This window comes from Streptomyces sp. SID9727, from assembly GCF_010550605.1.
In the GTDB taxonomy this organism is placed as follows: domain Bacteria; phylum Actinomycetota; class Actinomycetes; order Streptomycetales; family Streptomycetaceae; genus Streptomyces.
In genome coordinates this window covers 1-20,188 of sequence record NZ_JAAGNI010000156.1, presented here as the reverse complement: position 1 = coordinate 20,188, position 20,188 = coordinate 1, and the positions used below count along the sequence as shown (strand labels likewise).

The 20,188-nt window shown below is 70.4% G+C and carries 20 protein-coding genes; 7 read left to right on the top strand and 13 right to left on the bottom strand.

Translation table 11 applies throughout. The annotated features are described in order from the left end of the window. Positions 1–78 precede the first annotated feature (78 nt). Both G3I41_RS10455 and G3I41_RS10450 read left to right on the top strand, forming a co-directional pair. Positions 79–1,338: a PTS transporter subunit EIIC gene (locus tag G3I41_RS10455; protein WP_164399940.1), complete on the top strand. Its 1,260-nt coding sequence runs from the start codon at positions 79–81 to the stop codon at positions 1,336–1,338. A gap of 264 nt (positions 1,339–1,602) precedes the next feature. Further along, on the top strand, positions 1,603–2,850 hold the full coding sequence (locus tag G3I41_RS10450) for a PTS transporter subunit EIIC (RefSeq protein ID WP_164399939.1): 1,248 nt from the start codon (positions 1,603–1,605) through the stop codon (positions 2,848–2,850). A gap of 77 nt (positions 2,851–2,927) precedes the next feature. Here G3I41_RS10450 and G3I41_RS10445 read toward each other — a convergent pair whose 3' ends face one another. From G3I41_RS10445 to clpS, 8 genes are all read right to left on the bottom strand, one after another. Continuing rightward, positions 2,928–3,680, bottom strand: a complete 753-nt coding sequence (locus G3I41_RS10445) for an MBL fold metallo-hydrolase (protein WP_164399938.1) — start codon at positions 3,678–3,680, stop codon at positions 2,928–2,930. A gap of 307 nt (positions 3,681–3,987) precedes the next feature. Next, positions 3,988–4,938 carry a cysteine synthase gene (locus G3I41_RS10440; protein ID WP_164399937.1) on the bottom strand — a complete coding sequence of 317 codons (951 nt, stop codon included), beginning with the start codon at positions 4,936–4,938 and terminating at the stop codon, positions 3,988–3,990. Next, complete coding sequence (locus G3I41_RS10435) at positions 4,938–5,216, bottom strand: MoaD/ThiS family protein (protein WP_143616195.1); 279 nt, start codon at positions 5,214–5,216, stop codon at positions 4,938–4,940. Before G3I41_RS10435 ends, G3I41_RS10440 begins: the two co-directional genes overlap by 1 nt. Positions 5,217–5,342: 126 nt before the next feature. Beyond that, positions 5,343–5,468 carry a putative leader peptide gene (locus G3I41_RS37390; RefSeq protein ID WP_275408399.1) on the bottom strand — a complete coding sequence of 42 codons (126 nt, stop codon included), beginning with the start codon at positions 5,466–5,468 and terminating at the stop codon, positions 5,343–5,345. 122 nt (positions 5,469–5,590) lie between these two features. Beyond that, positions 5,591–6,022 (bottom strand): M67 family metallopeptidase, encoded by a 432-nt coding sequence (locus G3I41_RS10430; RefSeq protein ID WP_164399936.1) that lies wholly within the window; start codon positions 6,020–6,022, stop codon positions 5,591–5,593. A gap of 91 nt (positions 6,023–6,113) precedes the next feature. Beyond that, on the bottom strand, positions 6,114–7,562 hold the full coding sequence (locus tag G3I41_RS10425; RefSeq protein ID WP_164399935.1) for an amino acid permease: 1,449 nt from the start codon (positions 7,560–7,562) through the stop codon (positions 6,114–6,116). 317 nt (positions 7,563–7,879) lie between these two features. Next, a complete protein-coding gene (locus G3I41_RS10420; RefSeq protein ID WP_164399934.1) occupies positions 7,880–8,464 on the bottom strand; it encodes a DUF2017 domain-containing protein in 585 nt (194 codons plus the stop codon). A 53-nt stretch (positions 8,465–8,517) separates the two neighbouring features. Beyond that, a complete protein-coding gene (gene clpS, locus G3I41_RS10415; protein WP_164399933.1) occupies positions 8,518–8,832 on the bottom strand; it encodes an ATP-dependent Clp protease adapter ClpS in 315 nt (104 codons plus the stop codon). Positions 8,833–8,922: 90 nt separating this feature from the next. Between clpS and G3I41_RS10410 the strand changes: the two genes are divergently transcribed. Both G3I41_RS10410 and G3I41_RS10405 read left to right on the top strand, forming a co-directional pair. Then, positions 8,923–10,251 carry a nicotinate phosphoribosyltransferase gene (locus tag G3I41_RS10410; RefSeq protein WP_164399932.1) on the top strand — a complete coding sequence of 443 codons (1,329 nt, stop codon included), beginning with the start codon at positions 8,923–8,925 and terminating at the stop codon, positions 10,249–10,251. A gap of 143 nt (positions 10,252–10,394) precedes the next feature. Next, positions 10,395–10,979, top strand: a complete 585-nt coding sequence (locus tag G3I41_RS10405; protein WP_164399931.1) for an isochorismatase family protein — start codon at positions 10,395–10,397, stop codon at positions 10,977–10,979. 10 nt (positions 10,980–10,989) lie between these two features. Here the strand turns inward: G3I41_RS10405 and G3I41_RS10400 are convergent, their stop codons facing one another. Then, a complete protein-coding gene (locus G3I41_RS10400; protein WP_203600673.1) occupies positions 10,990–11,331 on the bottom strand; it encodes a hypothetical protein in 342 nt (113 codons plus the stop codon). A gap of 124 nt (positions 11,332–11,455) precedes the next feature. After that, complete coding sequence (locus G3I41_RS10395; protein ID WP_343242101.1) at positions 11,456–13,852, bottom strand: immune inhibitor A domain-containing protein; 2,397 nt, start codon at positions 13,850–13,852, stop codon at positions 11,456–11,458. A gap of 369 nt (positions 13,853–14,221) precedes the next feature. Between G3I41_RS10395 and G3I41_RS10390 the strand changes: the two genes are divergently transcribed. Further along, positions 14,222–14,509 (top strand): hypothetical protein, encoded by a 288-nt coding sequence (locus tag G3I41_RS10390; protein ID WP_164399929.1) that lies wholly within the window; start codon positions 14,222–14,224, stop codon positions 14,507–14,509. Positions 14,510–14,534: 25 nt separating this feature from the next. Here G3I41_RS10390 and G3I41_RS10385 read toward each other — a convergent pair whose 3' ends face one another. Further along, positions 14,535–15,203, bottom strand: a complete 669-nt coding sequence (locus G3I41_RS10385) for an RDD family protein (protein WP_164399928.1) — start codon at positions 15,201–15,203, stop codon at positions 14,535–14,537. A gap of 76 nt (positions 15,204–15,279) precedes the next feature. Next, complete coding sequence (locus tag G3I41_RS10380; protein WP_164399927.1) at positions 15,280–16,467, bottom strand: RDD family protein; 1,188 nt, start codon at positions 16,465–16,467, stop codon at positions 15,280–15,282. A gap of 208 nt (positions 16,468–16,675) precedes the next feature. Between G3I41_RS10380 and G3I41_RS10375 the strand changes: the two genes are divergently transcribed. Further along, positions 16,676–17,152 (top strand): SsgA family sporulation/cell division regulator, encoded by a 477-nt coding sequence (locus tag G3I41_RS10375; protein ID WP_164399926.1) that lies wholly within the window; start codon positions 16,676–16,678, stop codon positions 17,150–17,152. 26 nt (positions 17,153–17,178) lie between these two features. Here the strand turns inward: G3I41_RS10375 and G3I41_RS10370 are convergent, their stop codons facing one another. Further along, positions 17,179–18,546, bottom strand: coding sequence for an FAD-linked oxidase C-terminal domain-containing protein (locus tag G3I41_RS10370; protein ID WP_164399925.1), 1,368 nt, complete (start codon positions 18,544–18,546; stop codon positions 17,179–17,181). A gap of 97 nt (positions 18,547–18,643) precedes the next feature. Here G3I41_RS10370 and G3I41_RS10365 point away from each other — a divergent pair. After that, positions 18,644–20,188: tetratricopeptide repeat protein (locus tag G3I41_RS10365; protein WP_164399924.1), on the top strand; the 1,545-nt coding region annotated here is incomplete at its 3' end.

Here is a 20,188-nt window from a genome sequence, read left to right as displayed (position 1 = left end):
GGGCTCCGCACCGTATCGCGACTGGTCTACACCAGTATGCGACGACCGCCAAACCAGGCGTGTTCCGGGAGGATGCCGATGAGTTCGAACGCGGCCGCGCTACCGCAGCGGAAGTGGTGGAACGGGCCGGTCCAGGGCCTGCAGAAGGTCGGCCGCAGCCTGCAGCTGCCGGTGGCGGTCCTGCCCGCGGCGGGCCTGCTGGTGAGCCTCGGCAACCTCTTCGACTCCTCGCTGCACGGGCGCTTCTGGGACAAGACAGCGAAGGTCCTCCTCAACGGCGGGAGCGCGATCCTCGACGGCGAGCTGGGCCTGCCGCTGCTCTTCTGCATCGGGGTCGCCATCGGCTTCGCGAAGAAGGCGGACGGCTCGACGGCCCTCGCCGCGGTCGCCGGCTTCCTGGTCTACCGGGGGGTGCTGACGGCGTTCCCGGTGGACGGTTCGGTGACCAAGGACGTCCCGGAGGGGGTGCCGCAGAACCCGGGGGTGCTGGGAGGGATCATCATCGGGCTGCTGACCGCCGTCGTCTGGCAGCGCTACCACCGCACCAAGCTGGTCGACTGGCTCGGCTTCTTCAACGGCCGCCGGCTGGTCCCGATCCTGATGGCGTTCCTCTGCGCGATCCTGGGCGTGCTGTTCGGGCTGCTGTGGCAGCCGGTGGGTGACGCGCTGACCTGGTTCGCCAAGCATCTGATCGATCTGGGCGCCTGGGGTGCGGCCATCTTCGGCTTCGCCAACCGGTTGCTGATCCCGATCGGCATGCACCAGTTCCTGAACACGTTCTTCTGGTTCCAGGCGGGCGAGTTCACCGGGAGCGACGGCGGAACCGTCCAGGGCGACATCTCCCGCTTCTTCGCCGGGGACCCGTCGGCCGGGCAGTTCACCTCGGGCTTCTTCCCGATCATGATGTTCGGGCTGCCCGCGGCGGCGCTGGCCATCGCGCACACCGCGCGGCCGGAGCGGCGCAAGGAGGTGGCGGGGCTGATGCTGTCGGTCGCCCTCACCTCGTTCGTGACGGGTGTGACGGAGCCGCTGGAGTTCTCGTTCCTCTTCGTGGCGCCTCTGCTGTACGGGGTGCACGCGCTGCTGACCGGTGCGTCGATGGGCATCACCTGGGCGTTGGGGGTGCACGCGGGGTTCAGCTTCTCGGCGGGCCTGATCGACTACGTCGTCAACTGGCATCTGGATACGAAACCGTGGCTGATCCTGCCCATCGGCGCCTGTTTCGCGGTCGTCTACTACGTGATCTTCCGGTTCGCGATCACCAAGTTCAACCTGCCGACCCCGGGCCGCGAGCCCGAGGAGGTGGAGGAGGACATCGAGAGGAACCTCACGAAGTAGCCTTTACGCAAGGTCACTGACCTTGTGAGCGCGGCCCCCGGACCATGCGGTCCGGGGGCTTTTCGCATGTCACGGTGCGTATGCGGTGGCTGCTGCGAAGTAGTCGCAAATTGCAGGTTCCTTATCTAACCCTCACCGTGCTACAACTGGTCTACACCACTCAGTGGTCCAGACCACGTGAAGCCGCGCGCGTCACGTTTCTCGAGTCGTCGCCCACCCCCATCCCCCTGTCCCCGGCGGCGCCTTGCTTACTGGAGGAAGTTGATGAGTACGGCCACCGCTACGGCGGCCCCCGCGAAGAAGCGGGGCTCCGGCCTGTTCCAGGGCCTGCAGAAGGTGGGTCGCAGCCTGCAGCTGCCGATCGCGGTGCTGCCTGCCGCCGGCATCATGGTGCGCCTCGGCCAGGACGACATCTTCGGCAAGGACGGTCTCGGCTGGGACAAGGTCGCCGCCGTCTTCAACAACGCGGGCGGTGCCATCACCGGCAGCCTTCCGGTCCTGTTCTGCATAGGCGTGGCCATCGGCTTCGCCAAGAAGTCCGATGGCTCGACGGCGCTCGCCGCGCTCGTCGGTTTCCTCGTCTACAGCAAGGTCCTGCAGGCGTTCCCGGTCACCGAAGCGGTGGTCAAGAAGGGCGAGGACGTCGCCGCGACGTACAACGACCCCGGTGTCCTCGGGGGCATCATCATGGGTCTGCTCGCCGCGGTCCTGTGGCAGAAGTTCCACCGCACCAAGCTGGTCGACTGGCTCGGCTTCTTCAACGGCCGCCGCCTGGTCCCGATCATCATGGCCTTCGTCGGCGTCATCGTCGGTGTCTTCTTCGGCCTGGTCTGGGAGCCGATCGGTGACGGCATCTCCAACTTCGGCGAGTGGATGACCGGTCTCGGCTCCGGCGGCGCCGCGCTGTTCGGTGGCGTCAACCGCGCGCTGATCCCGATCGGCATGCACCAGTTCGTGAACACGGTCGCCTGGTTCCAGCTCGGTGACTTCACCAACTCGGCCGGCGAGGTCGTCCACGGTGACATCACGCGCTTCCTGGCCGGTGACCCGTCCGCCGGCATGTTCCAGTCCGGCTTCTTCCCGATCATGATGTTCGGCCTGCCGGCCGCCGCGATCGCCATCGCGCACTGCGCCCGCCCCGAGCGCCGCAAGGCCGTGATGGGCATGATGGTCTCGCTCGCGCTGACCTCGTTCGTCACCGGTGTGACCGAGCCGATCGAGTTCTCGTTCATGTTCATCGCGCCGATCCTGTACGTGCTGCACGCCGTGCTGACCGCCGCGTCGATGGCCATCACCTGGGGCCTGGGCGTGCACGCGGGCTTCAACTTCTCGGCCGGGTTCATCGACTACGCACTGAACTGGACCCACGCCACCAAGCCATGGATGATCATCCCGATCGGTCTGGTCTTCGCGGTGATCTACTACGTGACCTTCCGCTTCGCGATCATCAAGTTCAACCTCACCACCCCGGGCCGTGAGCCCGAGGAGGAGGTCGAGGACCTGACCAAGTAGGTCCGGCCCGACGGCTCGAAGCCCTCACCTTCCCGGCGGAAGGTGAGGGCTTCGTCGTACGCGCACGAGCGCACCGCTCAGAGCTGGTACACCGCGCCCGGGACCGCGAGTTCCGTCGGGCCGGTGAAGACCTCGCGGGCGTCGGCGAGGTTGCGCTCGGCGTCGGTCCACGGCGGGATGTGGGTGAGCACCAGCCGTCCGACGTCCGCCCGGGCCGCCAGCTCGCCGGCCTCGCGGCCGTTGAGGTGGAGGTCCGGGATGTCCTCCTTGCCGTGCACGAAGGACGCCTCGCAGAGGAAGAGGTCGGTGCCCTCGGCCAGCTCGTCCAGGGCCTCGCAGGTGCCGGTGTCGCCGGAGTACGTGAGCGAGGAGCCGCCGTGCTCGATGCGGATGCCGTACGTGTCCACGGGGTGCCGGAGCTTCTCCGTGCGCACCGAGAAGGGGCCGATCTCGAACCAGCCCGGCTTCAGCGTGTGGAAGTCGAAGACCTCGCTCATCGCGTGGTCGGACGGGGTGTCCGCGTGCGCGGTGGTGAGCCGCTGTTCCGTGCCCTCGGGGCCGTAGACCGGGAGGCGGGCGGGGCGGTCGCCGCCGTGCGGGTAGTACCGGACGACGAAGTACGCGCACATGTCGATGCAGTGGTCGGCGTGCAGGTGGCTGAGGAAGATCGCGTCGAGGTCGTAGAGACCGACGTGGCGCTGCAGCTCGCCGAGGGCGCCGTTGCCCATGTCGAGGAGCAGCCTGAAGCCGTCGGCCTCTACGAGGTAGCTCGAGCATGCCGCTCCCGGGGAGGGGAACGAGCCGGAGCAGCCGACGACGGTGAGCTTCATGGAGCGTGAACCTCCGAGACGTGGGAACGGGGAGGGTTCGTGCGGTTCGCGCGGTGCGGTTTGTTGAGCGTAAGGCGCGAAAGTGCGGGTCGCTCCTTCGGGGTGGCTCGTTGTGGGGGAACTCACCTGCGCTGTCACCGGTTCGGGTGGCGTTCCCCTCCCCGGCCCTTCCCGAAACCGGGGGTCCGCCCCCGGCCCCGGCTCCTCGGACGCCGGAGGGGCTGGATCGTGCGGCGCGAATGACAGAACCCCCGTTGCCGCGGGGGTGCGGCAACGGGGGTACGGGGGCGGCGCCCCAGGAAACGGGTTACGCCCAGAGCTGGCCCTGCAACGTGGCGATCGCCGCCTCCGTGGTCGGGGCCGTGTACACGCCCGTGGAGACGTACTTCCAGCCGCCGTCGGCGACGACGAACACGATGTCCGCGGTCTCCCCCGCCTTCACCGCCTTGTTGCCGACCCCGATCGCGGCGTGCAGCGCCGCCCCTGTGGAGATGCCCGCGAAGATCCCCTCCTGCTGGAGGAGTTCGCGGGTGCGGGTGACCGCGTCGGCGGAGCCGACCGAGTAGCGCGTGGTCAGGACCGACGCGTCGTACAGCTCGGGGACGAAGCCCTCGTCCAGATTGCGCAGGCCGTAGACGAGGTCGTCGTAGCGCGGCTCGGCGGCGACGATCTTGACGCCCTCGACGTGCTCGCGCAGGTAGCGGCCGACGCCCATGAGGGTGCCCGTCGTGCCGAGCCCCGCGACGAAGTGGGTGACCGAGGGGAGGTCGGCCAGGATCTCCGGGCCGGTCGTCGCGTAGTGGGCGCCCGCGTTGTCCGGGTTGCCGTACTGGTAGAGCATCACCCAGTCCGGGTGCTCGGCCGAGAGCTCCTTGGCGACGCGGACCGCGGTGTTGGAGCCGCCCGCCGCCGGGGAGGAGATGATCTCGGCGCCCCACATGGCGAGCAGGTCGCGCCGTTCCTGGGAGGTGTTCTCCGGCATCACGCACACGATGCGGTAGCCCTTGAGCTTGGCCGCCATGGCGAGCGAGATGCCGGTGTTGCCGCTGGTGGGCTCCAGGATCGTGCAGCCGGGGGTGAGCCGGCCGTCCTTCTCCGCCTGCTCGACCATGTGGAGGGCGGGGCGGTCCTTGATCGAGCCGGTGGGGTTGCGGTCCTCCAGCTTGGCCCAGATGCGTACGTCGTCCGAGGGTGACAGCCGCGGCAGGCGGACGAGCGGGGTGTTGCCCACCGCGGCGAGCGGGCTGTCGAAGCGCATCAGTTCATGCCGCCGGCGACGGCCGGGAGGATGGTGATGCTGTCGCCGTCGCTGAGCTTGGTGGAGATGCCGTCCAGGAAGCGGACGTCCTCGTCGTTCAGGTAGACGTTGACGAAGCGGCGCAGCTGGTCGCCGTCCACGATCCGCTCGCGGATGCCCGTGTGCCGGGTCTCCAGGTCCGTGAAGAGGTCGGCGAGGGTGTCTCCCTGGCCCTCGACGGCCTTGGCGCCGTCGGTGTAGGTGCGGAGGATGGTCGGGATGCGGACCTCGATGGCCATGGCGTGGGCTCCTGTCGAAGCGGAGTGGTGGCGGTGGGCGTGGGACGTGCGGCTCTGCCCCCGCGCGGGGTCGGTACGTGGTGCGGTGGGCGCCCGGCCGGCCGGCGGCGGACGGGGTGGGCCGGCTCAGGCCTCGCGGCCGGCGGACCGGTGGTTCGTACAGATCGCGCTGGAGAGGCGGCACAGGTCGACGTGCAGGCGCGCCACGAGCAGCGAGCCCGGCGTCTTGTCACTCACGTCATGGGGAACCATGCGGTCATCGTATCGATTCCCGGTCGGGGATTCGGAGTGTGATCTCACCTAGTGGATGGTCGGCGTTCGGTGGGCGGACAGGGCCCGGTGCGCGCGGCCCTGTCGCGCCACTGCGGGGGTGGTCAGGCGGCCGGGTGCGCCTCCACGACCCGGACCTCCTCCTCGGTGATCTCGCCGTCCACGATGCGGTACGAGCGGAACTGGAAGGGGCCCGCGTCGTCGGTGTCCGCGGTGGACACGAGGACGTAGTGGGCGCCGGGCTCGTTGGCGTACGTGACGTCGGTGCGCGAGGGGTACGCCTCGGTCGCCGTGTGCGAGTGGTAGACGATCACCGGCTCCTCGTCGCGGTCGTCCATCTCGCGGTAGAGCTTGAGCAGGTCGCCGGAGTCGAACTCGTAGAACGTGGGTGAGCGGGCGGCGTTGAGCATGGGGATGAATCGCTCGGGGCGGCCGCTGCCGGCGGGCCCGGCGACGACGCCGCACGCCTCGTCGGGGTGGTCGGCGCGGGCGTGCGCGACGATCTGGTCGTACAGCGTCTGGGTGATGGTCAGCATGGCGCCCAGGATAGGACGACGGGCCCCCGCGTACCGAGGAGTGGTACGCGGGGGCCCGCATCGTGAAACGTCGCTGGTCAGAAGGTGTCGGTCAGCGCTTCACACGGTCCGCGAACGCCTTGCCGTCCGGGTTCCTGGCCTTCAGGACCAGGTAGGAGACGCCGAGTAGCAGGGCCCACACCGGGGCGCAGTAGAGCGAGATCCTGGCGTCCTTGTCGATGCCCATCATCACGATCACCACGGCGATGAACGCCAGCGCGAAGCCGCTGGTGTACGGGGCGCCGGGGGCCCGGAAGGAGGACTGCGGGAGCAGTCCGCGCCCGGCCAGGCGGCGGTAGCGGATCTGGCTGATCAGGATCATGATCCAGGCCCACATGCCGGAGATGGTGGCGAAGGAGACGACGTAGGTGAAGGCGTCGCCGGGCCACTGGTAGTTGATCCACACGCCGACGAGCATGAGCGCGGCGGAGAACGTGGTGCCGATGAGCGGGGTGCCGCTGCGGGTGAGCCGGGTGAAGAACTTGGGGCCCTGGCCGTTGAGCGCGAGGTCGCGCAACATGCGGCCGGTGGAGTACATGCCGGAGTTGCAGGAGGAGAGCGCGGCGGTGAGGACGACGAAGTTGACGATTCCGGCGCCGATGCCGAGGCCCATCTTCTTGAAGGCCTCGACGAACGGGGAGACGTCCGGCGTGAACTCGGTCCAGGGCACCACCGAGAGGATCATGATCAGGGCGCCGATGTAGAAGACGGCGATGCGCCAGGGCACGGTGTTGATGGCCCTGGGCAGGACGGTCTTGGGGTCCTTGGACTCACCGGCGGTGACGCCGACGAGTTCGACGGCGAGAAAGGCGAACATCACGATCTGCAGGGTCATCAGGGTGCCCTTGATGCCGTGCGGGAAGAAGCCGCCGTCGGACCAGAGGTGGGTGACGCTCGCGGTGTCCCCGGCGTCGGAGAAGCCGAGGGTGAGGATTCCGGCGCAGATGAGGATCATGCCGACGATGGCGGTGACCTTGACCATCGAGAACCAGAACTCCAACTCACCGAAGAGTTTCACGGAGATGAGGTTCACGCCGTAGAGAATGATCGTGAAGGCCAGGGCCGACACCCATTGCGGAATGTCGAACCAGAACGTCATGTACTGGGCGGCCGCGGTGACTTCGGTGATCCCGGTGACGACCCAGAACAGCCAGTAGGTCCAGCCGGTGACGAAGCCCGCGAAGGGGCCGATGAATTCGCGCGCGTACTCCGAGAACGAGCCCGAGACCGGGCGGTACATGAGGAGCTCGCCGAGCGCGCGCATGATGAAGAAGATGACCAGACCCGCGATGGCGTAGGCCAGGATGAGGCTGGGTCCGGCCTTGGCTATGGCCTTGCCGGCGCCGAGGAAGAGCCCGGTGCCGATCGCTCCGCCGATCGCGATCATCTGGATCTGCCGGGCGCCGAGTGCTCTCTGATAGCCCTCCGCCGAGGTGGTGGCATCCGCGGACGCGGCGGGCGGGCCGTCGGGCCCCTTGTCGTCGATCTGCGCCGATGTCATGTGCTTGCGCCTTTCTCCACGCCGATCCGCGCCTTTCGGCCGCGGATCAGGTCCTGATCCCCCCGGATACGGATGGAGTGCCGCCGGTGGTTACCGGCTGATAGCGCCTACCCGGGAACAGGGGTGTCGTTCCCGGGTGGTCGTGAAGATTTACCACGGGCGGGAAGGCGGTCCGGCGTACGTCTTGTGGCGCACACCACAAGTAAAAGCGGACAAGGCGGAACGGGCGCTGCAAAAAAGACCGTTCAGGTGACGCGATCGTTATTCGGATTTGAGTGTCCGTTGAGCGGACGCGGTGGCCGGGCGGCCACCCGGTGTCACGGCATCATGGTCTCGACCAGGGTTTCCTGGAGCGCGCCGAGCCAGAGATAGGCCATGACCATGGGCTTGCGGGGGTCGCTGTCCGGGAGCCGGTAGAGCGAGCTCTCCTCGCCCTCGTCCTCTTCGCCGACTTCGAGGCGGGTGCCGATGGTGAGCCGGAGGTCGTTGAGCGAGCGGAGCCAGTTGAGGCACTCGTCGGCGGTGAGCGTGAGGACGGCGCCCCTGTCACCGGCGGGGGTCAGTGCGTCGAGCGTCCGTACGACGACGAGCGCGTCCTCGCGCTTGCGGGTGCGCAGGTCGTTCTCGGTGAACCGGCGGAACTCGGAGGACGCGGCGCGCAGTTCGTCGTCCTCGTCGCCGTACGCCTCGGGGAAGAGGCGGGCCAGGGCCGGGTCGGTGGGCGGCTCGCTGGGGCCCTCGGCGAAGAGCGCGGCGAGCGGGTCCTCGCCCTCGGCGGGCTCGTCGCCGGGGCCGATGAGTTCGAGCAGCTGGACGGCGAGGGAGCGCAGGATCGCGATCTCCACCTCGTCGAGCGCGACGGCCGCGCCGCCGCCGGGAGTGGCCTCGAAGTGGCCGGCCATGGGTTCTCTCCGATGATGGTCGGGCGGTACGGGTGGGCCGTGCGGTGGCGGTATTAGGTGCGGTCCTGGGTGAGCGTGGCCCACAGCCCGTAGCCGTGCATGGCCTGGACGTCGCGTTCCATCTCCTCGCGGCTGCCGCTGGAGACGACGGCGCGGCCCTTCTGGTGGACGTCGAGCATCAGCTTGTGCGCCTTGTCCTTGGAGTAGCCGAAGTACGCCTGGAAGACATAGGTCACGTAGCTCATGAGGTTGACCGGGTCGTTGTGGACCAGCGTCACCCAGGGGACGTCGGGCTCGGGGACGACGAGGTGGTCCTCGGCCGATTCGGGACGTTCGATCTCTGTAGGGGCGACGCTCACCTGTCCCATGCTGCCACTCGCGGGGGCCCGGCGCACAAACGGCCCCACCCCGGACCCCCCATCTCGTCACTCTGACGAAATAGGGGTAGCATCCCCGGCATGAACTCAGCGGACCTCGGGCGACGGGTCGGCGTGCCGTCGACAGCGCTCTTCACCGACCAGTACGAGCTCACGATGGTGCAGGCCGCGCTGAAGGCCGGGACGGCCGGGCGGCGCTCGGTCTTCGAGGCGTTCACCCGCCGGCTGCCGGAGGGGCGGCGCTACGGCGTCGTCGCGGGCATCGGACGGGTCCTGGACGCGGTGGAGAACTTCCACTTCGACGAGGAGATGCTCGGCTTCCTGCGCGATCAGGCGATCGTGGACGGGCCGACGCTGGACTACCTGGCGGACTACCGGTTCGGCGGCGACGTCTGGGGCTACCCGGAGGGCGAGGTGTACTTCCCCGGCTCGCCGATCCTGCGGGTCGAGGGCTCGTTCGCCGAGTGCGTGCTGCTGGAGACGGTGATCCTCTCGATCCTCAACCACGACTCGGCGATCGCCGCGGCGGCCTCCCGGATGTCGGCGGCGGCGGGCGGGCGCCGGCTGATCGAGATGGGTGCCCGCCGCACCCACGAGCTGTCGGCGGTCGCCTCGGCGCGCGCCGCGTACATCGGCGGCTTCGACACCACCTCCGACCTGGCGGCCGGTTTCCGCTACAACATCCCGACGGTCGGCACGAGCGCCCACGCCTTCACCCTGCTGCACGACTCGGAGCGGGACGCCTTCCGGGCCCAGGTGGACTCGCTGGGGCGGGGTACGACGCTGCTCGTCGACACGTACGACGTGGCCGAGGCGGTCCGTACGGCGGTCGGGATCGCCGGTCCGGAGCTGGGCGCGGTACGGATCGACTCGGGCGACCTGCTGCTCGTCGCCCACCGGGTGCGCCAGCAGCTGGACGAGCTGGGCGCCACCGGGACGAAGATCGTGGTGACCTCGGACCTGGACGAGTACGCCATCGCCTCGCTGGCCGCCGCGCCGGTGGACGCGTACGGGGTGGGCACGCAGCTCGTCACGGGCAGCGGGCACCCCACGTGCTCGATGGTCTACAAGCTCGTCGCCCGCGCGGGGTCCGGCGACCCGGCCGACGAGCTGCGTCCGGTCGCGAAGAAGTCGATGGGCGCGAAGTCGTCCAAGGGGGGCCGCAAGTGGGCGGCGCGCCGGCTGGACGAGGAGGGCGTCGCCGAGGCCGAGGTGATCGGCACCGGCCCGGTCCCGGAGGAGCTCGCCGGCCGGCAGCTGCTGGTGGAGCTGGTCCGGGGCGGTGAGGTGGTGGCCCGGGAGCCCCTGGACGCGGCGCGGGACCGGCACATCGCGGCGCGGGCGGGGCTGCCGCTGTCGGCGATGCAGTTGTCGCGCGGCGAGGCGGTGATCCCCACGGAGTACGTGTGACGGCGCGTCGTGAAGCGCCCGACGGGCCCCGATGTGGGGTGACCGCGCCGATTTTGCGCGGGCGCGCTTGATTGGCCCGCTGGAATCCCTAGGCTCGGGGCCGTCCCCCGTACCGCTCCCCCACTCCCCGAAGGACACCCACCATGCACCGCGCCTTGATCGTCGTGGACGTTCAGAACGACTTCTGTGAGGGCGGGAGCCTCGCCGTGGCGGGGGGTGCCGATGTCGCCGCCGCCATCACCGACCTGATCGGCGAGAGCCGGCCCGCCTACCGGTACGTGGTGGCCACCCGGGACCACCACATCGATCCCGGGGACCACTTCTCGGCGACGCCCGACTTCGAGCACTCCTGGCCGCCGCACTGCGTGGCCGGCACGGAGGGCGTGGGCTTCCACCCCAATTTCGCCCCGGCGGTCGCTTCCGGGGCCATCGACACGGTGTTCGACAAGGGGGCCCACGCGGCGGCGTACAGCGGCTTCGAGGGGCTGGACGAGAACGGCACCGGGCTCGCCGCGTGGCTGCGCGAGCGGGACGTCCGCGAGGTCGACGTGGTCGGCATCGCGACCGACCACTGCGTGCGCGCGACCGCGCTGGACGCCGCCCGCGAGGGCTTCGCCACGCAGGTGCTGCTGGACCTGACCGCGGGTGTCGCCGAGGCGACGACGGAGCGGGCGCTGGCCGAGCTGCGCGGCGCGGGCGTGACGCTGACCGGCAAGCCGGTCGTCTGAGCGGCCTGGGTCAGCCGCTGCCGGCCGGGACGGCCGGTGGGGCGGGCCTGAGCAGGGCGCGGATGGGGTGCCAGAGCTCCTGCGCGCTGCCGGGTCTCGCGCGCCACAGGACGCCGTCCGGGTGGTGCAGGACGGCGGTGATCTCGTCCGGGGTGGGCGGTTCGGCGTTGCCCCGGAGGTAGACGGCGCGCAGGCCCAGGTTGCGCAGCCGGGTCAGGGCGCGGGCCCGGTTCGCCGCGTGTACCAGGACCCGGACGGGGGCGCCCGGACCGGGCCCCTCCGCCGGGGCCGGCAGGGTGATCGCGACGACCACACTGCCGTTCGGCAACTTGCTGAATCCTCCGCCTGCCATGCGTACGAGCTCCCCCGTGAGACATCGTGTCAATAAGAAAGTGAACAGGGGCACCTAAACACGATCGGCCGCCGCCCGCTAGAGGGCGACGGCCGATCATGCTGTGACCTGCGGTGATGCGGTTCTACTTCTTCGAGGCACCGACCTGGACGGTCATCGTGTCGCCGCTGAGCGGCTCGCTGACGATCGTGATCTTGGTGTTGGTGTCAGGAACCTTGACGCTTCCGGTCGGGTTCTCCTTGTACCAGTAGGTGCCCTTGTGGTCGTCGAAGGACGGGACGCCGAGCTGCGGCTTGATCTTCACGGCCTGGTCGGCCAGGTGCAGCGTGAAGCCGTCCGTCGGGTACCAGCTGAACGGCGCGTCGAAGGGCTGGATCTTGTTGCGGATGACCGTGCCGTTCGCCCACTTCAGCGGCTTGGCGTGCGCGTCCACCGGCAGGATCAGGCCCTGGCCCTCGTGCTGCGAGACGTTGTTGTCCTTCTGGGAGGTGTCCCAGAGCCAGACCAGCAGACCGTTCTGGTACGGGAAGTGCTCGACCCAGTCAGGACGGGTCGTGGAGAACCCGAAGTTGTACGGGCCCGTCTTGAGCGTCTGGTCGTAGCTGACGTACTGACGGTTCTCCGCGAGGTAGTACTGCGGGTAGTCCTTCTCGAACGACTTGCCGACCCGCGAGAAGCCCTTGACGGTCCAGCCGTTGTCGTCGCCCTCGGCGTTGTCCGTGAAGAGCGCGGCGCCGTCGGCGGTCACCGAGATGGTGTCGGCCGCGAAGCCCACGCCGCCCGCGCCGCCGTCGGTGGCGTAGCGGAAGCGGATGTCGATCTTCTGGCCCGCGTAGGCGTCCAGCGAGTACGACAGCTTCTGGTACGTGCCGGAGACGTCGGTCAGGGCCGGCTTGTCACTGGCGTCGCGCGGGATCGGCTGACCGTCGGCGGTGCCGTCGATCGCGGTCCAGCTGGTGCCGCCGTTGGTGGACACCTCGGTGTAGAGGTAGTCGTAGTCCTTCTCGATGTCCCACCAGCCCTGGAGGTCCAGGGAGGCCTTGGTCTTGCCGGTGAGGTCGACGGAGCGCGACAGCGTGTTGCTGAGGTTGTCGCCCATGTCGCTCCACCACTGCTTGGCGCCCTCGGCGGGCGTCGTGACGGCGGTGGTGACGGCCTTCTCCGGCAGCTCGACGACGAGCGCCTGCTTGTCCTTGGTGTTGTACTCGGACACGCCCAGCTTGTGGGTGGACTTCGTCGCGGCCTTGGCCTCGGCGTAGTTCAGCCAGCCAAGCTGGAGCTTGTCCCAGGCCGTCATGTCACCGGGCATGTCCCCGATGCTGTCCTTGCCGGTGCCGAGCCAGGAACCCGCCGACATCAGCGACCAGAAACCGACCGAGTTCTCGGCGGTGTTGGTCGTGTCGTACAGGTCCGGGAGGCCGAGGTCGTGGCCGTACTCGTGGGCGAAGACGCCCAGGCCGCCGTTCTCGGGCTGCGCGGTGTAGTCGCCGACCCAGATGCCGGTGTCGCCGATCTGGGTGCCGCCGGCCTTGTTGTTCGCCGGGCCGGTGGCGCCGGCGTTGGTGCCGTACGCGTACCAGCGGTGCGCCCAGATGGCGTTGGTGCCCTCGACGCCGCCGCCGGCGGACTCGTCCTCACCCGCGTGCACGATCTGGAAGTGATCGATGTAGCCGTCGGGCTCGTTGAAGTTGCCGTCGTTGTCGTAGTCGTAACGGTCCCACTGGTCGTACTGCGCCAGGTCCGTCTTGATCTGCTCGGGCGTGCGGCCCTTGGCCTTCTGGTCCGCGGCCCAGGCGTTGACGCCGTCCTTGATCATGTCCCAGGCGTTGGCGCAGTTGGTCGAACCGCAGTAGTTCGAGCCGTAGCGCGCCTCGTTGTAGGGGACCTTGACCCAGTCGGAGACCTCACCGTCGACCGAGTAGCGGCCGGACGAGGTCTTCTCGTAGTACGTCTTCAGGGAGTGCTTGCCGGCACCCTCGCCGAAGTACAGCTCCTGGAAGTGGGCCTGGTTGTAATCGGCCTGCCAGGCGGTGCTGTTGTCCTTCTTCGGGTCCGGCTGGGCTATCTGGTTGTGCAGCGGTCCCGGCGTGCCGCCGTACTTCTTGACGGCGGGCTTGGGGCCGGCGCCGTCCGGGTCGTACATGGTCGTGTTGTCGACCTGGTCGCCGAACTCCACCAGGACGGTGAAGATCTTGTCGGTCTTCTCACGGCCGAGCTCGACGTACTTGTTGCTGTCGAGCTTGACGACCTTGGAGCCTCCGCGCGACGAGACCTTCTTGTCGCCGGATATGACCTGTTCCAGGGCAGCCTGGCGCTGAGCGGCCTGCTGCTTGCTGAACGGGCCCTCCAGGTCGTGGTTGTTGCCCTTGGCCGACCCCGGGTCCCGGCGGTCGATGGAGGCAGCGGTGCCCGACGCCTGGTCATCTGCCTGAGCGGTGGCGAAGGCGGATGCGGTCGCGGCGGTCGCGGCCAGGGCCACGACAACCGCTCCGGTCCGAAGCGCCCGTCTCTTAATGATCACGTGATGCAGTCCTCCCCGGCGCCCGCGGCGACGGCCCGGGAGTGTGGAGAGGCCGCGCGCGGAAACGCGTCACAAGTGACGACATTCGACCGGAGTTACGGAAGAAAAGACAGACCTTGACTTGAACAGACCAAGTGCACTATGCAGGAGCACTCTTCCGGTATGCGGACATGGCGTCCGCGATCCACCGGCGCGTCAACCCGGCCCAGGGGCGCGGGGGATGACTCCGTGCGCCCCCCATGCATCGGCACTGTGGGTTAGGTTACGCTTACCACCCGTTCTTCCCGGGCATCCACCGTCGTAGAGTCGCTTGACAGCGCGACCGTGTTGAGAGACCGCCCATCCGACGTCCCGAGGACGGAAATAGCCATGCCGCGTCCTACTGCCGCACAGCTCTCCTACGGTTCGGTCACCGTCGTCCTCTCGACCCTGGCCATGTTGCTGCTGTTCCGCACCAGTTCGGGCATCGGTATCGCCGCCGTCGGCACGGTCGCGCTCGCTCTCGGACTCGTGGTGTCGGTCACCGTACCCGCGAAGTCCCGCCGTCACGCGCCGAAGACGACGGGGACGGCCGGCCCGGTGTCCGTGCGCCGCGGCACCGCGCCCGCCACCCGTGACGGGGAGCGCGCGCCCGTCTCCGCGCAGAGCACGCGCTGAGTGCCGGCCGCGTCCGGGTCGAGCCTCAGTTGACGGTGACCACCACCGTCTTGGCCGCCTTGTCCTGGAGCCCCTGGCGGTAGGGCTTGTCCGTGAACATCAGCACGATGTTGATCAGCCACCACAGGCACGGGCAGCACAGCAGCGCCGGCAGCCACAGCACCACGGCCCGCAGGAACGCCGCGCCGGTGTCCGGCACCCTGCCGTCGTTGAGCATCGCGACCCGCATCTTCAGCAGCCGCTTGCCGAGCGTGCGGCCGTCCTTGTGCGTGAAGTACGTGTCGTACGCGACGTAGCAGACGAGCCCGATCAGCGACCAGAGCAGTTGATGCCCGCTGTACGTCTGCGCGAAGACGTCGCTGACGTCGTCGTCGTTGCCGTTGCTGTCCGACACCCCGACCGCGCCGCCCCAGGGCAGCGAGATCAGGTACAGCGGGATCGAGATGATCAGGAAGTCGATCAGCCGGGCCAGGATGCGCTTGCCGGGCTCCGCGAGCGGCGGCATCCCCGCCAGCGGGTCCGCGCCGCCGTACGGACCGCCGCCGCCGTAAGGTCCCGGGTCGTGCGGCGGGGGCGGCGGCGCGCCGCCCCCGTAGGGCGAGCCGGACGACGGCGGCTGGTCCCCGGGCGGCTGCTGCTTCCTGAACGGGTCGTCCTCGGGCGGCTGACCGGGCGGCGGCTGATCGTTGCTCATGGGGGCAGTGCATCGCGGGGCCCGGACCCGCGCAACGGCTCGGGTGCGTTCGGGGGACGGCGTTCGGCGGATGGTGTCAGCCCGCGACGAAGGTCCGCGCCGCCTTGTCGTGCCAGCACTGGCGCCAGGGCCGGTCCACCAGGCACCACAGCACGTCGGCGATCCCGACGACCAGGATGCCCAGCACGCCGTGGACCAGCCACCGGCGGAGCGCGGCGCCGAAGCGAGGGGTCTCGTGGGACTCGATGTCCCGTACGTCGAGGCCGCACAGCCTCTTGCCGAGCGTACGGCCCCACTTCGCCGTCGGCACCGCGTCGAGGAGGACACCCAGCACGAGGAACACCCCCAGCGCCGCGCCGCCCAGCGCGGCCGTGGTGGAGTCCAGCAGCCATACGGTGACCGTCTCGCCGGTCTGCTGCGCGGCGTCGATCTTCCCGTCGATGTGCTCCACGGCCCGGCCGGCCAGCGGCACGGCGGCCACGGCGGTCAGCGCGCCCAGCACCACGGTGTCGATGAGCCGGGCGGCGAACCGCTTGCCGAGCGGGGCGGGGCGGCCCTCGGTCCGCGCCGCGATGAGCCCTTGAAAGGGCTCGGGGGCGGGGGGCTTCCACGGGGTGACGGGCCCCTCCGGCACGGGCCCCTCCGGCCTGGGGCGTGCCTCCGGCCTGGGGCGTGCCTGCGGCACGGGGCGCGCCTGGGGCGCAGGGCGTGCCTCCGGCACGGGGCGCCTGTCGAGGGTGCGGATGGTCAGGGTGCCCTCGGCGGACTCCGGCGCACCGGTTCCGTCCTCGATCGCCGGACGGGCTTGAGGTGGCTGCGACCCGGTCCGTCCGGCGCCTGAGGACGGAACCCTTGGCGCGGGGGGTGTCGCGTCCTCGGGAAGCCCGGCCCGTCCGGCGTCCGGGGACGGGGTCTCCGGCGCGGGGGGCGTCGCGTCCTCGGGGGCCGGGGGCGCCGGGTCCTCGCCTCCCCAGGAGACGCGGCGGTCCCGGTCGCCGGCGAGGCCGGACTGGTGAGAGGCGTCGGCCTGCCAGGCGATGGCGGGTTCGGGACGGCCGTCCTCGTGGTCCTCCTCGTCCAGGAAGACCGGCCCGGTCTCCTCGACCGCCGCCGGTTCCTCCGGCTTCGGCTTCGGGGCCGGGCGGCTGGTGCCGGGCACCCAGGAGGCGCCGTTCCAGTAACGGACGTAACCGGGGATGGACGGGTCGGGGTAGTACCCCTCGCGGGGGCTCTCGTCACCGGGTGCCGGGGTTGGGGCGCTCATCACCGTGGTCCCGTATCTCTTCGCGGCCTCAATACAGGGGTCCACATCTACCAGACAGGCAGGTACTCCCGGGCCGGTCCGGACATTCGGCCCACTTTCCGGTCACCTGAACTTTTTCTGGGAAGTCGCGTAAGGGATGGCGTGCAAGGCGCTCTCACCCGTGCGGGCCGGTCGTGGGACCGGCCCCGGAGAACGGAAGGACGCCGTCATGCACACCGTCGTGGAACGCGAGCTGGAGCTCAAGCTGGTCCTGTCGCCCGAGCGCAGCATCCCCGTACCGGCCAGGCTGACGTACCGCACGGAGGACCCGTACGCGGTGCACATCACCTTCCACATCACCTCGGACGCGCCGGTGTACTGGACGTTCGCCCGCGATCTGCTGGTGGAGGGGGTGTTCCGGCCGTGCGGGCAGGGGGACGTACGGATCTGGCCGACCAAGGTGGACGGGAACGGCGTCATCTGCGTGGCGTTGACGTCGCCGGACGGCAACGCCCTGCTGGAGGTACCGTCCGCGGCCGTCGCGGTGTGGGTGGAGCGGACCCTGCGCGTGGTGCCGCCGGGCACGGAGACCGAACGGCTCGGCATCGACGAGGGGCTGGCCGAACTCCTCGCGCCGCTGCCGGCCGACGACCTGTGGATGAGCGACCCGTGGCCGTCGGACGAGTCGCAGGACGGGGAGGGTTGAGGGGCGTGGGCGGGGTCCGGGGCCGGTCAGAACACCTTGCCCGGGTTGAGCAGCCCGAGCGGGTCGAACGCCTGCTTGATGCCCCGGTGGAGCTCCACGCCGGTCTCGCCGAGTTCCCGGGCCAGCCACTCCTTCTTCAGCACGCCCACCCCGTGTTCGCCGGTGATCGTGCCGCCGAGGGCGAGGCCGAGCGCCATGATCGCGTCGAAGGAATCCCGGGCCCGCCGGGACTCGTCGGCGTCGGCGGGGTCGAAGCAGACGACGGGGTGGGTGTTGCCGTCGCCCGCGTGGGCGCAGACGCCGATGGTGAGGCCGTACTTCCCGGCGATCTCCGCCGTGCCCGCCAGCATCGCGCCGAGCCGGGAGCGCGGTACGCACACGTCGTCGATCATCGTCGCGGGCGCCACGGCCTCCAGCGCGGTCAGCGACATCCGCCGGGCCTGGAGCAGCATCTCGGACTCGGCCGCGTTCTCCGCCGGGACGACGTCGGTGGCGCCGGCGGCGGTGCACAGGGCGGCGACGGCGGCGAGGTCGGCGGCCGGGTCCGGGGTGTCGAAGGCGGCGAGCAGCAGGGCCTCGGTGGTCTCGGGCAGGCCCATGCCCGCCATCCGGTTGACCGCCTGGACGGTCGTACGGTCCATCAGTTCGAGGAGTGACGGAGTGTGGCCGCCCTCCATGATCCGGCAGACCGCGTCGCAGGCGCTCGTCGCGTCGGCGAACTCGGCGGCCAGGACGAGCTGCCGGGGCGGCCGGGGCTTCAGCGCGAGAACGGCCTTCACGACGATCCCGAGGCTGCCCTCGGAACCGACGAAGAGGCGGGTGAGGTCGTATCCGGCGACGCCCTTGGCGGTGCGGCGGCCGGTGCTGAGCAGGCGCCCGTCCGCGAGGACGACGTCGAGACCGAGGACGTACTCGGCGGTGACCCCGTACTTCACGCAGCACAGGCCGCCGGACGCGGTGCCGATGTTGCCGCCGATGGTGCACATCTCCCAGCTGGAGGGGTCCGGCGGGTAGTACAGGCCGTGCTCGTCCACCGCGCGGGACAGCACGGCGTTGATCACCCCGGGCTCGACCACGGCGACCCGGTCGACGGGGCTGATCTCCAGGATGCGGTCCATCTTCACCAGGGAGAGGACGATGCAGCCGTCCGTGGCGTTGGCGGCGCCGGACAGGCCCGTACGGGCACCCTGCGGGACGACCGGGACACGCAGTGCGGTGGCGGTGCGCATGACGTGCTGGACCTGTTCCACGGTGCGCGGGAGCACGACCACGGCGGGGGTGCCGGCCGCGCAGAAGCTCGCCATGTCGTGGGCGTAGGAGGCGGTGACGTCCGGGTCGGTGAGCACGGCCCCGGCGGGAAGACCCGCCCGCAGCTGTTCGAGGAGATCGTCCATGATCCAAGCGTGGCACCCGGGCCCATTGGTGTGAACCCGTCTGCGGTGGCGATCCCAAGGCTCGGTGTGATCTTCATACTGACGCACAGTGAGCGGCATGGATCTCACGCCTCAGCAGCCCCCGGGGGCCTCCGGGCCCGAGTACTCCTTCGACACCGACTGGCCGGCCCCGGACGCGTCCCCGCCGGACCCCGCGTCCCTGGCCGAGCCGCCGCCCCCCACGATGCGTACGACCCTGCGCCGGGCCGCCTTCGGCATCGTGGCGGGCGCGGTCCTGGTGACGGGCGCGGTGGTCGCGGTGCCCGACGACGACAAGGACGCGGCACCGCCCGCGTCCGGCCCGGTCTCACGGGCGATGAGCGCGACGGCCGCCGGCTCCCCCGCCGCGCTCGCCGACCTGACGGCGCTCATCGGGGACCGGCAGAAGTGGGTGGGCACGCACCCCTCGGACGCGGACTCCTGGGCGGTGCTCGGGTCGGCGTACGTGGAGGCGGGGCGGCGGGGGGCCGACCCGGCGTACTACACCCGGGCCGAGCAGGCGCTGAAGCGGTCGCTGGACGTGCGCCCCGGCGAGAGCGGCAACACGGCCGCCTGGGTGGGCCTCGCGTCCCTGGCCAACGCCCGGCGCGACTTCGTGACCGCCAAGAAGTGGGGCGAGACGGTCCGGAAGCGCACGCCGAAGGAGTGGACGGTCTACCCGCAGCTGATCGACGCGTACAACGGCCTGGGCGACCAGAAGTCGGCGATCACGGCGGTGGAGCGGTTCACCGAGCTGCGGGCCGGGGTCCCCGCGCTGGGCCGGGCCGCCGAGATGTACCGCGACCGGGGCTGGCGCGAGGACGCGCTGGCCACGGCGCAGGACGCGGCGAACCGGGCGAGGACGCCCGCCGAGAAGGCCGCCTGCCTGGCGAGACTGGGCGACCTGGCCTGGGAGCGGGGCGAGCCGAAGGAGGCCGTGGCGCAGTACGGGGCGGCGCTCCGCGTCGAGAAGGGCCACCACCCGTCGCTGGCCGGGCGGGCGCGGGCGCTGGCGGCCCTCGGGCGCACCGACGAGGCCGTACGGGACTACCAGGCCGCCCTGGCGAAGTCGCCGCGCCCGGCCTACCTGCTTGAGCTGGGCGAGCTGTACGAGTCGCTCGGGCTCGACGGCGACTCGGTGGGCCAGTACGAGAAGCTGCGGGCGGCCCTGGACCGGGGCAGGGCGCGCGGCGTGGACGAGTCGCTGCCGCTGGGCCGCTTCGAGGCCGCGCACGGCGACGCGGACGCGGCGGTGGAGCTGCTGCGGGCGGAGTGGAAGCGGGGCCACCACAGCCCGGCGGTGGCGGACGCGCTGGGCTGGGCGCTGCACCGGTCGGGCGACTCGGAGGGGGCGCTGGAGTACGCGCAGCGGGCGGTGGACTCGGGCGGGCAGAACGCCTCGTACGCGTACCACCTGGGCATGGTGCAGCGCGCGCTGGGCGATTACGGTTCGGCGCGCCGCCAGTTGGAGGGGGCGCTGCGGACCAACCCGAAGTTCTCGCCGCTGGACGCGCCGCTGGCCCGCGAGGCGCTGGACAACCTGGGCGAGCCCCCGGCGGGCGGCCCGGCGGACATGCGGCCCCCGGCGGCCCCGGAGCCCCCGGCACCGCAGGCGCCCGCACCG